This window comes from Microcoleus sp. D2_18a_B4 (assembly GCF_036702475.1).
Lineage (GTDB): Bacteria > Cyanobacteriota > Cyanobacteriia > Cyanobacteriales > Microcoleaceae > Microcoleus.
Map to the genome: position 1 here is coordinate 1 of NZ_JAUBTL010000016.1, position 15,222 is coordinate 15,222.

The 15,222-nt window shown below is 48.5% G+C and carries 14 protein-coding genes; 6 read left to right on the top strand and 8 right to left on the bottom strand.

Features of this window, described 5'->3' with window-relative positions; all coding sequences use genetic code 11:
- Positions 1–574 (bottom strand): hypothetical protein (locus QUB04_RS11870; protein WP_333284395.1); only part of this gene is annotated, 574 nt, incomplete at its 3' end.
- Between the two features lie 53 nt (positions 575–627).
- On the opposite strand from QUB04_RS11870, the gene QUB04_RS11875 reads away from it, so the two are divergent.
- Positions 628–2,367 (top strand): calcium-binding protein, encoded by a 1,740-nt coding sequence (locus tag QUB04_RS11875; protein WP_333284397.1) that lies wholly within the window; start codon positions 628–630, stop codon positions 2,365–2,367.
- A gap of 48 nt (positions 2,368–2,415) precedes the next feature.
- Here the strand turns inward: QUB04_RS11875 and QUB04_RS11880 are convergent, their stop codons facing one another.
- Complete coding sequence (locus tag QUB04_RS11880; RefSeq protein WP_333284399.1) at positions 2,416–2,973, bottom strand: NUDIX hydrolase; 558 nt, start codon at positions 2,971–2,973, stop codon at positions 2,416–2,418.
- A 90-nt stretch (positions 2,974–3,063) separates the two neighbouring features.
- Between QUB04_RS11880 and QUB04_RS11885 the strand changes: the two genes are divergently transcribed.
- Together QUB04_RS11885 and QUB04_RS11890 are read left to right on the top strand one after the other, a co-directional pair.
- Entirely contained in the window at positions 3,064–4,392 is a 1,329-nt protein-coding gene (locus QUB04_RS11885) for an AMIN domain-containing protein (protein WP_333284401.1), read from the top strand.
- Complete coding sequence (locus QUB04_RS11890; protein ID WP_333284403.1) at positions 4,389–4,598, top strand: hypothetical protein; 210 nt, start codon at positions 4,389–4,391, stop codon at positions 4,596–4,598. Before QUB04_RS11885 ends, QUB04_RS11890 begins: the two co-directional genes overlap by 4 nt.
- A 101-nt stretch (positions 4,599–4,699) precedes the next feature.
- Here QUB04_RS11890 and QUB04_RS11895 read toward each other — a convergent pair whose 3' ends face one another.
- Positions 4,700–5,302, bottom strand: coding sequence for a DUF3172 domain-containing protein (locus QUB04_RS11895; protein WP_333284405.1), 603 nt, complete (start codon positions 5,300–5,302; stop codon positions 4,700–4,702).
- A 287-nt stretch (positions 5,303–5,589) separates the two neighbouring features.
- Between QUB04_RS11895 and clpS the strand changes: the two genes are divergently transcribed.
- Positions 5,590–5,871 (top strand): ATP-dependent Clp protease adapter ClpS, encoded by a 282-nt coding sequence (gene clpS / locus QUB04_RS11900; RefSeq protein ID WP_015178019.1) that lies wholly within the window; start codon positions 5,590–5,592, stop codon positions 5,869–5,871.
- A gap of 630 nt (positions 5,872–6,501) precedes the next feature.
- Here the strand turns inward: clpS and QUB04_RS11905 are convergent.
- Positions 6,502–6,834, bottom strand: a complete 333-nt coding sequence (locus QUB04_RS11905; RefSeq protein ID WP_190743136.1) for an RNA-binding protein — start codon at positions 6,832–6,834, stop codon at positions 6,502–6,504.
- Positions 6,835–7,121: 287 nt separating this feature from the next.
- Positions 7,122–8,402, bottom strand: coding sequence for a hypothetical protein (locus tag QUB04_RS11910; protein ID WP_333284408.1), 1,281 nt, complete (start codon positions 8,400–8,402; stop codon positions 7,122–7,124).
- A 408-nt stretch (positions 8,403–8,810) separates the two neighbouring features.
- On the opposite strand from QUB04_RS11910, the gene QUB04_RS11915 reads away from it, so the two are divergent.
- On the top strand, positions 8,811–10,193 hold the full coding sequence (locus tag QUB04_RS11915; RefSeq protein WP_333284410.1) for a UDP-N-acetylmuramoyl-tripeptide--D-alanyl-D-alanine ligase: 1,383 nt from the start codon (positions 8,811–8,813) through the stop codon (positions 10,191–10,193).
- 123 nt (positions 10,194–10,316) lie between these two features.
- On the opposite strand, the gene QUB04_RS11920 is transcribed toward QUB04_RS11915, so the two are convergent.
- A complete protein-coding gene (locus tag QUB04_RS11920) occupies positions 10,317–10,751 on the bottom strand; it encodes a hypothetical protein (protein WP_333284412.1) in 435 nt (144 codons plus the stop codon).
- A 216-nt stretch (positions 10,752–10,967) separates the two neighbouring features.
- On the opposite strand from QUB04_RS11920, the gene QUB04_RS11925 reads away from it, so the two are divergent.
- A complete protein-coding gene (locus QUB04_RS11925; RefSeq protein WP_333284414.1) occupies positions 10,968–12,086 on the top strand; it encodes an HNH endonuclease in 1,119 nt (372 codons plus the stop codon).
- Between the two features lie 116 nt (positions 12,087–12,202).
- Here QUB04_RS11925 and QUB04_RS11930 read toward each other — a convergent pair whose 3' ends face one another.
- Positions 12,203–12,739: a Uma2 family endonuclease gene (locus QUB04_RS11930; protein WP_333107390.1), complete on the bottom strand. Its 537-nt coding sequence runs from the start codon at positions 12,737–12,739 to the stop codon at positions 12,203–12,205.
- Positions 12,740–12,862: 123 nt separating this feature from the next.
- A complete protein-coding gene (fusA, locus tag QUB04_RS11935; protein ID WP_333284415.1) occupies positions 12,863–14,947 on the bottom strand; it encodes an elongation factor G in 2,085 nt (694 codons plus the stop codon).
- Positions 14,948–15,222: the final 275 nt, after the last annotated feature.

The window sequence follows — 15,222 nt, forward strand, 5'->3', positions numbered from 1 at the left end:
GCACCAACTCCAACATCCGCGCCGGAACCAACACCAACACCGGCACCAACTCCAACACTCGCACCGGAACCAACACCAACTCCAACACTCGCACCGGCACCAACTCCAACACTCGCACCGGCACCAACTCCAACACTCGCACCGGAACCAACTCCGGCACCACCAACACCGGCACCAACTCCAACATCCGCGCCGGAACCAACACCAACACCGGCACCAACTCCAACACTCGCACCGGAACCAACACCGGCACCAACTCCAACACTCGCGCCCGCGCCGGAACCAACACCAACACCGGCACCAACACCCACACCCGCAGCGGAACCAGCCCCGACGCCCATACCCGCGCCGGAACCAACACCCGCGCCAGCGCCGGAACCAACACCCACACCAACACCAACACCCACACCCGCAGCGGAACCAGCCCCGACGCCCATACCCGCGCCGGAACCAACACCCGCGCCGGAACCGGAACCAACTGCAACTCCAACTGCAACACCGGAACCAACATCACCAACACCAACACCAACACCACCAACACCCACACCAACACCAACACCCGCGCCGGAACCAACCCCTATATTCAACCTTGTACCCGAACCGGATACCGGTTGCGGTTGCGACCCCTTGCCCTTGCTGCCCCCGATAACATTTATCCAACCCCAGCCTTCGCAAATACTTAACTTCGACTCAAATGCCGCCCAACTCATCGACATCCAAAACACCAGCATCGGGACTCCCGGAAACGATTCCTTAACAGGAAACGACACTAACCAACTGTTTCTCTCCGAAGGTGGCGACGACACAGTGTTAGGTGAAGCAGGCAGCGATATCGCTTTCGGCGACCAACAGCGAGACTTCATCGCCTCCGGCCTCGACAACGACATCGTTTACGCCGGCAAAGAAACCGATGCCGTATTTGGTGGCAAACAAGACGATCGCATTTTTGGCGATCGCAATGGAGACACATTGTACGGCGATCGCGGTGCCGACACCATAGTCGGCGACAACGGCAACAACATCGACTTGACCGACAACGACGGCGACCTGATTTTCGGCGGGTCTTCAGGCGATGCCATTGCTAGCAATCAAGGTTCTGACACCATTTACTCCGGCAAAGGCCCTGACATCGCTTACGGTGGCATCGACAACGACTTGATTTGGGGTGACAAAGGCCCAGATACCCTTTCCGGCGACAACGGAGACGACTCTGTGTTTGGTGGCGTACTCAACTCCCTCGACAGTGACCCCGACGGCTTCGATTTACTGACAGGAGGCGATGGCAACGACCTACTTAACGGCGAAGAACAAGACGATACCTTGCGAGGTGGCAACGGCCGGGATGTGGTGTTTGCAGGCAGAGGGGATGATCGCATTTTCGGCGAAACTGACTCGGATACTCTCTACGGCAATCTAGGTTCCGACACCATAATCGGCGACTACGGCACTCAACAAGCCAGCACAATTGCCACGGATGAAGCAGACTTAATTTTCGGTAACGACACCGGCGATCTCATCGGCGGTGGCAGCGGTAACGATAGCATTTTTGCCGGCAAAGGTAACGACTTAGTTTACGGCGGCAAAGATAATGACCGGATTTGGGGTGAACTCGGTTCCGACACCATTGTCGGTGATGAGGGAGACGATTCGCTTTACGGTGGCTTGCAAAACGAGTTAGTGTCCGATGTTGATGGCCGCGACTTGCTATTTGGAGGAGAGGGGAATGACTTTCAGGGCGGCGGTGAGAGTTCCGATTCTTTGAGTGGGGGTTTGGGTAACGATACCCTTCGTGGAGGCAAGGATGACGATGTAGTACAGGGAGATGCTGGCAACGACTTGATGTACGGCGATGATGCCAGCGATATTTTGTGTGGCGATGAAGGTAACGATACCATTAGTGGCGATCGCGGGCAAAATCTGCGAGGCGCTGTGGGTGAAGACGGCCAGCAAGACTGTATCAACGGTGGCAGTGGCGATGACCTGTTATACGGCAATGAAGGTCAAGATACTCTCAATGGTGATGATGGTAATGACAGTATTTACGGAGGGAAAGATCGCGATATTCTCAATGGGGGTGTTGGGGATGACTGGCTGTTTGGCGATGGGGGAGATGATACTTTGATTGGGGGTATGGGGAATGATAACTTTGTGTTAAGCGCCTTCAGCGGTATCGATACTGTGCTCAATTTTTCCGTAGGAACTGACAAGTTTGTCCTGGCTGACGGCTTGAGTTTTGAGGCCTTGCAAATTAACTCGACGGCCAATGGCACACTGCTGCAAGTTGCGGCGACAGGGGAGGTTTTGGCTCAGATTTTTGGGGCTGATAATACTATTACTTCTCGGGATTTTCTGACTCTTTCTCGTTAAGACAGACCTCACCAAAAACAGCGTGTAGGGTGCCATTCACACAGCACCTTACCGCTGTTTATTCAAAAATTCTAATCCTAAAAAAATAGCTGCGATGCTTCCTGCTACACAAATTTCTCGGTTGTTTATTTTCAACAAAACTTCAGGAATGGGGAGTAAAACTACTTCAATATCTTCTGTAATATCTAATTGTATTTTGCTGGCAAGCTTGACATTTTTAGCAAAGTATAGGTAGATAGAATTGGTGTCTTTGACGGGGTTATCATATAAGGTTGCTAGTTCCAAAATTTCTTCAGCAACATATCCCGTTTCTTCTGCAAGTTCTCTGGCGGCTGCCGATTTCCCGCTCTCTTCAGCAGGGTTGAAAGATCCAGCAGGCAGTTCCAGCAAAATTTCGCCTACTCCGTGCCTGTATTGGCGCACTAATACAAGTTCTTGCTGCTCTGTCGTGGCAAAAACGAGGGCGATATTGGGTCGGACATTAACAAAAAAGTCGTCTATAATTTGTCCGCTTGGCAATTCTATTTCATCTTGTCTAACCTGACACCACTTGTGGTTAAGAACTAAGCGCGATCGCAATAATTTCCATTTAGTTAAATTTTTCATATCGCAATAATGCTAAACTTTCAGCGTCATCCGAAGGCAAAATTTTATCATCCATAATCTATTTCAGATCAAAAATTTCACCCAGCAGCCATGCCATACAAAAAATTACCACGAAAATTTTGGGCAGACTTACAAAAATTGACTGTTAATTCTCTACCAGCGGGATTGTTTGCGATCGAGTCACTGAGTCTGAGTCTAGCAGTCGCCGCCGCAGTTGCAGCAGTGGCCGCAACACTGGAACCAGCAAATGCTTCTACAGTCACAAGTTGGAAATTCGATCCGGCGACAAATCAGCTAGAAATTACTCTCCCAGAGGGAACAACCCCCACATATTCTCTACTCAACCCGTCTCAGATGGCTGTGGATTTGCCCAATACTGAGATCGGAGTAGATGCAACTCAGCTATACCCACAAGGTAGAGTGCGTTCTGTGGGGGTGAGTCAACTTCAACCGGGAACGGCGAGAATTCTGGTCAATTTGGCTCCGGGAGTCGGTTTCAGCGCAGGGCAAGTTCAATTCCAAAGAAGTGGGGTAGAAAATCGCTGGGTGTTGCGTCCTTCGATCGAACCGACTCCAATTATGGAAACTCCCGAAACTCAACCCCAGGCTTCAATACAAGTACCGCAAAACCAGCCGCCGAGTGATTCCAACTCAACTGGTGCCACAGAGATCGATCGAGCTGAGCCTCCTACTTCCCTGAATCCCGCTACAAATTATTCGCAGCCGCCAACTCCCAATGACCAAATCCGGCCGCTAAGAGTGCCTTTAGTCAATGTTCGCCTTGACGAACGCCGTGGGGTACAAGCTGCTGCTCTACCCCGCATAGAGCCTCAAAGAACGGCTGTAGCAGCGCCGGAACAGCGGACGCTTACTTTTGGTGAACCGCTTCCTCGCGGACGATCGAATGCTCCTTTGCAGGCTGCGGCTGGGGCGAATGTCTTGTTGCCGGCGGGCACGGAGCTCAGTTTGCTATACCCCGGCGATCGGGCTCTGCGCCTGCAAGCGAAGCCCAGCCAAGAGGAAGTGCTGCTGCTGCAAGGGGGAATTTTCGACAGTCGCGGCAATACGATCGTACCTGCTAATACGCCGGTCATAGGCCGGTTTGAAACAACGAACCTCGGCAGTCGATTTGTGGTCGAAGCTATTAGTCTCAACGGCCGCAATATCCCTCTCTTCGCTCGCTCGGAGTCCGTGGGCGGCCGCCGACAAGAGCCTTCCGATCGCAGTTTGTTGCGAAATACTGGTATTGGTGGCTTAGCTTTGTTCTTGCTGAGCGGCTTTTCTGGTATCGGTTTGTTGGCGGGAGCAGCCGGTGGTGTTGCTACAACTTACGTCGCTGCTCCTCAACCTGCTACGATTCAACCCGGTCAAATTTTGCAAGTTCAGTTAACGGAAGATTTCCTGCAGTTAGGTTTTTGAAGGAAGAAGGAAGAAGGAAGAGGGAAGAAGGAAGAGGTTCGAGGGAAGAAGGAAGAGGTTCGAGGGAAGAGGTTCGAGGGAAGAAGGAAGAGGTTCGAGGGAAGAGGTTCGAGGGAAGAAGGAAGAGGGAAGAGGTTCGAGGGAAGAAGGAAGAGGGAAGAATTTTTTCTTCCCTCGAACCTCTTTGTTGTTCAAAATTTACTTAGAGCAGTTTTCCATTCTCTAAAATAAAGTAAGGACTTAGGCTTTGCCTAAGTCCTACCCCATATCTGTAATTGACTCAACTGAAAACCGCTATATCAGCGATTTAGAAATTTTGACCTTCAGTGGTTGGAGCTATCGAACCCGGTTGGTTGAGGAACAGGTTTTTAGCGCCGTCGTTTTGGTAGATACAGTTAATTTCGGGTTGAGCTTCCAGGGGGCCGGTGAAGCCAAAGGTGTTCATGCGATTTTTGCAATCGCGCACTTGGTCTTGGCTGATGAGTTTTCTTTGTTCCAGAATTGCCCAGTTATTGGTTCGCAGGACGCATCCGGGGCGCATACTCGGCTGCGAGATGTAGACGTTGAAGGGGTTGAGGGTGACGTAGAGGCGCATATCTGTCACCATCGCGCTGGCTCCAAACTGCACGCAAAGTTCTGGGTTCGGGGCGCTGCGATCGATAAATTCGCGGGATGCTACGTTCTCTGGGCTAATTGTAGCGGTGGAGCTAAAGGCAATGCCAATGCCAATTCCCAGAATAAAGACGGCTGTTAAAATCCCTAGGGTGGCGGAATTGAGGAAAGAGGGTTTACCGGACTGAGGTTGACGCCGCGACTGTCCGCCAAAGGAGCCGGAGTAGTCGGAGTCTTCATCTTCTCGGGATGGGTCGCCGCTGAATCTGTCGTTGTAGGATTTAGGTTTGCGTTTCATATAAGGTTCCCTCAGTTCTGGAGACTCAACAGGTAGTAGTTTGTTATTTTTAGCCGATCGCGCCTTTCTAATATTATGGCGCTAGGAAGGTGGTTGCCTAGGGTCCAGGACACCCCCTGTGGGTTTGGTGTTGGGTTCACAGCTCGCGATCGACCAAGGGGCTGCCTTGTCTGAATTTTCAGATTTCAATAAAATAGCTGAAAGTGAGATAGTCTTGCACAGCGGAGGAATCCGGCTCAAGATTGTTGACAAATTTTAACATTTTACAAGTCAGGAGGTATAGATTAGTGTCTGTCGAAATTATTCAAAAGCCTTCCACAGTCCGCAAGCTTGCACCGCGCTACCGCGTTCTGCTGCACAATGATGATTTCAATCCTATGGAGTACGTGGTGCAGACTTTGATGGCGACGGTACCGAGTCTGACTCAGCCACAGGCGGTAAATGTGATGATGGAAGCCCATACTAACGGGATGGGATTGGTGATTGTTTGCGCTCTCGAACACGCTGAGTTTTACGCTGAAACGCTCAATAATCACGGATTGAGCAGCAGCATCGAACCTGACGATTAGAACCTGACGGTACTGCAACGGATTCGCCCAGCCGATTTCAGACTTATACCGTCAACCCTCATACATACCAAAAAGCCAAGGGTTCGGCCCTTGGCTTTTTGGTATATTTAATGCGGTAGATATGGAAACTTGAAGAGCTTGACACTCTCCGACCTAAAGGAGCGGAGATTCTCAAGAATTCCAGTTTGGTTTTCTTAAAGGTGCTGTCAAGTCGCCGCTAGACATTCACTTCACTGACTTGTGCCATGAAGATTACGCTTACTTTTGCCTTATGCTTTCGTTCGCACTTTTCAACACTAGCCAGTTCGGTACGCTCCCCATCCTGCGCTGCTTGGCTGTACCTTAGTCTTTCTCAGAGGAAAATTCTGAGGGTGTCTTACTGCCCGGAATCTCACCGTTCTAGGAATGGTTCAACACGTAGTTGATACGCCTACTTGTTCCGCATTTTCAGATCATAACCCAGATTGCTCGCAGCCTTTAGGCTACAATTGCGTTTCATCCCCGGCTTAAAAGACCGGGGTTCTCACGCGACGCGCTATAGGTTTTTCGGAAAGGCCGGAAGTGGTTCGGAGCTAGGTGAGATATCGCGCCAATTTCAACTCTTCAATCTCAAATCTTTATCAGAGGAAATTAATAACGTCCTCCGCCGCCGCCCCCTCCGCGAGCAAATTTTCCAGGGCCACCGCCGCCCCGGTTGCCGCCGCCCCGGCCACCTTCATCTTCGCGGGGCTTGGCTTTGTTAACTTTAAGGTCGCGACCCATCCACTCTGCTCCGTCGAGAGCAGCAATCGCTGCATCTTCTTCTGCATCTGTGGACATTTCTACAAAACCGAAGCCGCGGGGGCGACTGGTTTCTCTGTCGGTAGGTAGATGTACCCGCTTAACAGTTCCGTATTCGGCGAAGACGGTGGTGATGTCTTCTTGGGTAACTTGGTAGGATAAGTTACCGACGTATATCGACATGAGGAATAACTCCAAAATTTAGACAGTGCGAAGATTTCAGTTTCGGAGAGTCCCCTGCCGATACAGAAGGGCAAGTTTTTAGACAATTCTGTAGCAATGAACAAAGCCTGCAACTGAATCTGATTCACACTTGGTACTTTAACATAGAATAGAGTCTTTTGAATAGGTTTCAGGAGTTAATTAAGTCGTTCAAATTAAAGGTAAAACTTTTAGGGTATTCAGAAACCTGGTTGATGGGTGTGATGTTTTGCCTGCAGTGGAAGCAAAGAAAGTTATGCCCCCCGCTCTCACCGCAGGAAAGATACATCCACCTTGCCAAAGTTGGTACTCAAAGCTAGGTTCACGTTTTCCAGGGCTTTAACTAACCACACCACGCCTTCTCGGGTACTGCATTCGTAGTGACCGAACAAAATTGCCAGTCGCTTTTCTAGGTAGGGCTTGACTTTGCCGCAAATTAGTACGATTTTCAGCAGCAAACCTGTGGTTTGGGTCGGCCCGAGGTTTGAGATCAGGTCGATGAAGACAAAGTGGTTGGGCCGCACAGGACTCTCTACTACTAAAAAGTTCAATAACTGGCTGCAAGTTCTGATCATTAAAAATTCGTTAAACTTCTGATCGTCGCTGTGGGGCAGGGTATTTTGTAGTTGCTTATACAATTTTTCGTTAAAGAGACGTTTGCCGTAGCGATCGTCGGTGACAGAAGAAATCAGGTATTCGTACAAGTCGTCTTTAAAGGAGTGGTAGGACTGATTTGTGCTGGCGTTCGCCGTGAAACGGCCCGCTAGCTGTCTGTAGGTATCGGCTCCCTCTACTTTTCCGACAAAGTGCTTGAGGGCAAAGAATAGTTCCGGGTCGGTCAACAGGGTCGGGTTTTTTATAGGTTGTATAGTTCTTTGAAAGACAATTGAGGTTTCCCGGCGCGCTGTTTGGGCTTTTCTCACTTGGTGAGCCACGTATTGCGAGAGGTTGACCTCAAATTGCTGCTGCTTTTGAGCTTGGATTTTTTTAATGATTTTCTGCTGTTCGTAGGTGCTGTCGTCGCTGAGGAGGCAGTGTTTGTAGAGGTAAGGGTAACGAGGAATTAAGGTTCCGAGGGGAAGGGTAGCTGGGGTTTTGCTGTTGCTGCTATCTTCATTGCTGTGAGTTATGACTTTGGCTAAACGCTGGAGGGTGAGGTACTGTTCGCTTTCGGTAAATTGATTTACTAATTGGGGAATGGAGCCTCGCCCCCGCGATCGATGGTATCCAAATAATATTTTGGGCGCTTCTTCAAACAGGGCGATCAATTCAGGGATGGCAGCTTGCTTGCTGGGGTAGGTTTGCCAGCGGTTGATCAGGATGTGGCAGCAGCGGTTGAGGATGTACTTGAATTCTTGTTCGGCGTGTTCTGAGGCTGCTATTTTTTCGAGTGCGTCGGCGACGAAGCGATCGGGATATCCGGTACCGTGGATAAATAAAGTGCGAAAGCGGCTGATGAGTTCGGCCGGCTGCTCTCTTTGTACCAACTCCAGCCAGTGCTGGTAAAGTAGCTGTTCTTCTTCGTAACTTTGTCTGTTGTAGTCGTTCACTTTGGATTAACCCTCCGAGGCTGGGGCTGGAGCTTTCAGCGCTATTATTTTGATGAATTGACCAATGAATCGCAACAATTTAGTCAACCGAGCTTCTCGCCAGATGAAGCTTAGGGGTAGAAGCTGTCAGCAGCTTAAGCCGATCGATATTTTTTGCTTAGTTAAACTATTTACCAATACCAGCATGACATGAATTGTTGGTAATTCGCAAGCCTTAAATCACCATCTACTTTGTAAAGTATTGGTAAAGATTGTGGGTGGGTAGGGGATAATTTCTTGGTGGGCGGACGATTTAGTATTAGGATTGTCAAGATATATCCAGGTTAGCAGCCCCCTGTCAGTTAATTTTCAGGTCAGGCAAGGTAGGATTAGCTGTGAAAATAATTATTTGAAATGTGAGTGCTGGTTATGGTTTGTCGCGTAAGTATCGCCCAACTTGCTGAAATTTTAACTGTACCTTTGCCTGCTGTGCCTGACGACGTTTTGACAGCTTTAGGGACAGGTATTGCCACAGATACGCGCACTCTTGAAGGGGGCGAGGTATTTTTGGCGCTGCGGGGAGACAATTTTGACGGCCATCAATTTGTAGCAAAAGCCAGGGATTTGGGGGCGATTGCGGCGATTGTCGATCGACATTGGCAAGAGGAATTGCCGAATTTTCCGCTGTTGCGCGTTGACGATACTTTAAAAGCTTATCAGTCGATCGCTCGCTGGTGGCGCGACCAATTCAGTATACCTATAGTTGCTGTTACTGGTTCTGTCGGTAAAACTACTGCTAAAGAGTTAATTGCAGCGGTTTTGTCAACGAGGGGAAATGTTCTTAAAACTCAATATAACTACAACAATGAAATTGGAGTGCCAAAAACTCTGTTGGAGCTTTCACCCGCCCACAATTATGCTGTGATTGAAATGGGAATGCGCGGCAGTGGTGAAATTGCGCTGCTGTCGCAAATTGCTCGTCCTACTGTTGCGGTAATTACTAATGTAGGAACGGCACATATCGGGCGATTGGGTTCCGAAGAGGCGATCGCCCAAGCTAAGTGCGAACTTTTAGCCGAAATGCCTGCTGATAGCATTGCTATTCTAAATCACGATAATCATAGATTAATCGCAACTGCGACCGAAGTTTGGCAGGGAAAAACTTTAAGTTACGGTTTAGAAGGCGGGGATTTGTGCGGAGAATTGCTCACTCATGATACAATACTTATAGATGGTATAGAATTGCCGCTGCCGCTGCCGGGACGGCACAATGCTGTAAATTATTTGGCGGCTTTGGCGGTAGGAAAAGTTTTAGGTATTGATTGGGAAGTTTTAAAGCAAGGTTTGTCTGTGCAGTTACCGGATGGACGGGCGCGCCGCTACGATTTGCCGCAGGATATTGTGATTCTGGATGAGACTTACAATGCTGGTTTGGAGTCGATGTTGGCGGCCCTGAGACTGTTAGCAGATACTCCAGGAAAGCGCCGGATTGCGGTGTTAGGAACGATGAAGGAATTGGGCGAAAGGGCGATCGAATTTCACCGACAAGTGGGAACAGCGGCGCGAGATTTGCATCTTGATGCTTTGTTTGTTTTTGCGGATTTTGAGGAAGCGGCGGCGATGGCTGCGGGCGCTGCGGGTTTGCCTTTTGTGGAGATAGGAGATATTACAGCCAAGGATGGGCGGGAAGATTTAGCAAAGCGGTTGTTGGGATTTGTCGAAAAGGGCGATCGTATTTTATTTAAGGCCTCTCATTCGGTGGAGTTAAATCGAGTTGTGGAGAAGTTTAGGGCAGATTTTGCGGGGGAGTAATAGAAAAGAAATTTTGGGGATTTGAAATTATGCGATCGCTTCTAGTCGATCGCCGCCTCAAACTCACGTTTCGATGGTTGATGCGTAGGGTAAGATGCCCATCTGCACCTAAGTCCCGATGGCTCAATATTTTGATAGCCCTCTGGCCTCGATTTCGATATCGGGATCGATCTCAATTATTGAAATTTTGGCATTTTCAACTACTGTATTTCCCATCATTGTATTGTGCATTGCCTCAAACTTAGATTCATCTTTAGCAATTCGTTCGTAGTGCAAAATTACGTGATAACGCTTTTCAATCGGCTCTCCCGAATCCGAAATTTCCACCGCATCCCAATCTATATTTTGAGAGTCTTCGGCTTGCTGGCGGTAGCGAGAGGCTAAATTTTCTAAGGCGATCGCTATCGCGTGTTCTTTCGTTTGTCCGTAAAAATTCATGGTATCATCAGGGCGATCGCTCAGAGATGACGAAATCTGACAAAGATACTGCCCGTTTGATTGAGCGCAAACGTCGATCGCAATTGTACCAGCAGTGCGATCGGGATTTATTTGAGTCATAAGCTGTTCGGCATTTAAAAGACGATAGTAGGGTGCGTCAGTCCATAAGCGTTTCCCAAGTCCTGTAACTATTCTAACTGACGCACCCTACAAGGCTGAAACTCACCACAGCACAAGTTTTAGGAGCCGGGGAAGCATGACCTATTTCAGGATATGTCGAAAAAAAGCTAAAATATCAATTAGTTTTCGTTGCACTTGTCATGTCGGAGAACAAATATGAATTCAGTTGAGGAAACCGAATTGTCACAAATCGTTGACTTGCCACTGATAGGGTCTGCTGAACAATATCTCTTCTCAGTCGAAGACAATCGAGAGCGTGCTGATAAGCTAAAAGAATTACTTGCCCCTAAGCTTAAAATAATCATTAAACAAGCTTGTGACCAAATTCACCAAGTTTATGGCACAGATGTACTCTCAGATTGTCAGATATTGACTACACCATGGCACAGCCTTGTAGCCAAGAAAACCCGGCCCTTCAAAATAGCAACCGCTGGCTTGGCAATAAAAGGAAAAGGTTGGTATTTCCAACAGAGATTCGAGTGTACTTCTTATAGTTTATTTGTGAATTTTTTTGGATTAAGAGGGCTAGAAAGCAATCCGATTGTTCACGTTATGAAAAACCATTTAGAAGATGTTACTAGGATTTTGAAGCATGGTAGATATAATATTTCCTCTGATAATATTGCACCGGAAAAATATGGTAAGTTAAAGTATGATGAGTTCATTAACAAACTGCAATTAATTCATGAAGGAGGTAGGAATGGTACTTATATTCAGAGTCCATCCCTAGTTATTCCTATTAAAGACCTAGATGCAGCTCAGCCAGTGATTAATAACTTTGTCGAAATCTTTGCTATCTTTCGTGCTGCAGCAAATGTGTTTCTTGGTGAGGAAGACCGTTTTGAGGACTACCTAAAATGTTTGAGGGATTGGCAAAATCCGCTTCAGGTTCAGGAATCTGTAACTACTAGATTATTTCCTGATGAAGTAGATGCAGTAGAAACATTTCGTGAAGGGGCTGTACGGCAAGTTTCAGTCAATGCCTATGAACGAGAGCCTAAAGCTCGACAAAAATGTATTGATTATTACGGTTCTAGTTGCTATATTTGTGATTTCGATTTTGGCAAAACTTTTGGACAACCAGGAAAAGGTTTCATTCATGTTCATCATCTAAAACCCCTTTCAGAAATTGCAGAAGAGTATGAAATTGACCCTATAAAAGATTTGCGTCCTGTTTGTCCAAATTGTCACGCTATGATTCATCGTCGTTCACCACCATTTAGTCTTGAAGAAATCAAGATGTTGTTGAAGTCGGCTCGTGGTTCTACTATCTAATATGTGGGGCTTCCTGAATAAGCCGATCGCAAACCCAGACCACGCAATATGCGGTATATTCAGCAAACCCTAATTACTATCAACGGGGTTTTAAACCCAGTTTTCTAATAAAATGCCTACTGTCGGCGAATCATAGCCATCACAGCATCAACCGTAAGTTCCGGGAGAATACCTAAAACTGGTAAAATATCTGCACCCGAACAGATTATAGGTAGCTCCTCACCCTGCCATACCCAAACTTGTTGGTGAGAGATATCGATTAGCCATGCTAATTGCGTGCCGTTAATGAGGCAGTGGAGGATCTTATTCTGCAATTTTAAAGTGCTTTGATCCGGCGATAGAATTTCAATTAACCAATCCGGTGCGCCGTTAAGTGGTCCGTCTTCATCGGTAAGCCGATCGCCTGCTACAATCGCTATATCTGGTACTGGCGAGTAGGGAAGTACCAAGCAACGCAACTCTGGTATCGCTTCAAATCGATCAGTCCGATCGTTGATATAGTTAACCAAGTTGTGTTGCAGTCGCGAATGAAAAAGGGTTGGCATAGTTTTTTGAACCGCTCGTCCCAGAATAAATTCCCATGCAGGCGAGGATTCAATATCCGGTTGAGCGAGGAAGTCTGTTAGTGAAAGTGTTGCGATCGACTCAATCATATTTTTTTGTCGAACCTCACTGTACTTATTATCTAGATTAAATCCCCGACTTCGTAGAAGTTGTCGGGGATTGAATTGTTCTGTTTGACTCCAGATAGCACCTACCGGGAGTCAAAAGCACTACTACTTCGCAGCTTGACGCTCTTTTGCCGCCTTGATCACTTCTTCAGCGATGTTATTCGGACAAGGAGCATAGTGCGAGAAGGACATGGAGAACTGTCCGCGCCCAGAGGTCATAGTACGCAAATCGCTAATGTAACCAAACATTTCGCTCAACGGTACATCTGCCTTGATCCGTGCTCCTGTCTGGCTTGTCTCCTGAGATTTCATCATCCCCCGGCGGCGGTTGAGGTCGCCGATCACGTCGCCCATGTAATCATCTGGAGTGAATACATCGACATTCATAATCGGTTCGAGCAACTGAGGCCCGGCTTTCGGCAGAGACTGACGATAGGCCGCTTTGGCAGCAATTTCAAAGGCCATTGCTGACGAGTCAACGGGGTGGAAACCGCCTTCTAGAAGCGTGAATTTCAAGTCTAGGCAGGGGAATCCAGCCAAGACGCCTTTGTCGATGCAGCTTTCAAAGCCTTTTTCGACCGCTGGCCAATATTCTCTCGGCACGCTACCACCAGTCACTTTTGACTCAAATATGAAGCCACTTCCAGGCTCACCAGGCTCGATCACGTAGCCGATTTTGGCGAATTGACCGGAACCACCTGATTGCTTTTTGTGGGTGTAATCGTCTTCGAGGCGCTTGGTAATCGACTCGCGGTAGGCTACCTGCGGTTCGCCGACTTCTACTTCGATGCCGTGGGTGCGCTTGAGAATGTCTACTTTGATGTCGAGGTGTAACTCGCCCATCCCCTTGAGAATCATTTCGCCGCTTTCTTGATCCGTCACCATGTGGAAGGATGGGTCTTCTTGCACCATCTTGGTGAGGGCTGCTCCCATTTTTTCTTCCGCGCCTTTTTGTTTCGGTTTGACCGAAATCGAAATAACGGGATCGGGGAATACCATCGGCTCTAAGGTGGCGGGATTTTTGGGGTCGCAGATGGTGTGTCCGGTGCGGACGTTTTTCATGCCCACGATCGCCACAATGTCCCCGGCTTGGGCCGATTCAATTTCTTCGCGAGAGTTGGCGTGCATTTCCACCAAACGGCTGATCCGCTCGGTCTTGCCTGTGGCGGTGTTGAGTACGGTGTCGCCCTTGGACAGAGTACCGGAGTACAGGCGCGTGAAGGTTAGAGCACCGTAGCGATCGTCCATGATCTTAAACGCGAGTGCCCGCAATGGTCTGTTGGGATCGACGAGCGCAAACTCGCCGGTTTCCTCGCCTTCGAGATCGACTTCTGGCTGCGGTGTGACTTCCATCGGGTTTGGCAGGTAGTCAACTACGGCATCAAGAACCAACTGCACGCCCTTATTTTTAAACGATGAGCCGCAGTAGGTGGGGAAAAATGCCCGATCGCGAGTACCTTTGCGAATACAGCGCTTGAGGTCGTCGATGCTCGGCTCGTTGCCTTCGAGATACTGTTCCATCAGAGTGTCGTCTTGCTCGACGGCCAGTTCGATCAACTGTTCGCGCCAAGTTTCGACATCATCGACCATATCGGCGGGGACATCTTTAATTTCATAGTTCATCGGATCGCCGGAATCATCCCAGATCCAGGCTTTGCGGGTCAGCAAATCGACTACGCCGCAAAACTTTTCTTCTATGCCGATCGGCAATACCATTACCATCGGTTTAGCTGCGAGGATTTTATCAACTTGCTTGACAACGCGGTAAAAATCTGCACCCGTGCGATCGAGCTTGTTGATGTAGATAACGCGAGCGACTTTGGAATCGTTAGCGTAGCGCCAGTTGGTTTCAGATTGCGGTTCAACTCCACCCGAACCGCAGAACACACCAATGCCACCATCAAGAACCTTCAAAGAACGGTAAACCTCGATCGTAAAATCGACGTGTCCGGGAGTATCGATGATGTTGAGCTGATGCTCGTTCCAGAAGCAGGTGGTAGCAGCGGATTGAATCGTAATACCGCGCTCTTGCTCCTGTTCCATGAAGTCAGTAGTCGCCGCGCCTTCGTGAACTTCACCGATTTTGTGGATTTTACCCGTCAGTTTCAGGATTCTTTCAGTTGTGGTGGTCTTGCCAGCATCTACGTGGGCGAAGATGCCGATATTTCGATAACGAGTGAGATCTTTCATAAAAAAATTCGGGAAGTGGGAAACGAGCGTGTCTTTAGACCGCTCGTGGAAAACGGCTCGGCGGTTTCAACCGCCGTGAATCTTTCCATTACACGGGGATTGCTAAATTCGGTGTACTTCTGTGATGTACTTTCGATGGGACAATTACCATCTCGAAGGTCGCAACCCGCTCACGCATAATGTTTGCTCTTTTATGAGCCTAAGAAAGCGGGGTAATGTTAGCTTCGACCTGGTTATCTGGGCTTGTTAGGCTTGCAACACTGTAAAGAGTGACT

Excerpts from the sequence above, each read along its gene's own strand:
- QUB04_RS11880 (WP_333284399.1), bottom strand. The coding sequence starts at position 2,973 with ATGAAAAATTTAACTAAATGGAAATTATTGCGATCGCGCTTAGTTCTT.
- QUB04_RS11895 (WP_333284405.1), bottom strand. The coding sequence starts at position 5,302 with ATGAAACGCAAACCTAAATCCTACAACGACAGATTCAGCGGCGACCCA.
- fusA (WP_333284415.1), bottom strand. The coding sequence starts at position 14,947 with ATGAAAGATCTCACTCGTTATCGAAATATCGGCATCTTCGCCCACGTA.
- QUB04_RS11905 (WP_190743136.1), bottom strand. The coding sequence starts at position 6,834 with ATGTCGATATACGTCGGTAACTTATCCTACCAAGTTACCCAAGAAGAC.
- QUB04_RS11925 (WP_333284414.1), top strand. The coding sequence starts at position 10,968 with ATGAATTCAGTTGAGGAAACCGAATTGTCACAAATCGTTGACTTGCCA.
- QUB04_RS11920 (WP_333284412.1), bottom strand. The coding sequence starts at position 10,751 with ATGACTCAAATAAATCCCGATCGCACTGCTGGTACAATTGCGATCGAC.
- QUB04_RS11915 (WP_333284410.1), top strand. The coding sequence starts at position 8,811 with ATGGTTTGTCGCGTAAGTATCGCCCAACTTGCTGAAATTTTAACTGTA.
- QUB04_RS11930 (WP_333107390.1), bottom strand. The coding sequence starts at position 12,739 with ATGATTGAGTCGATCGCAACACTTTCACTAACAGACTTCCTCGCTCAA.
- QUB04_RS11885 (WP_333284401.1), top strand. The coding sequence starts at position 3,064 with ATGCCATACAAAAAATTACCACGAAAATTTTGGGCAGACTTACAAAAA.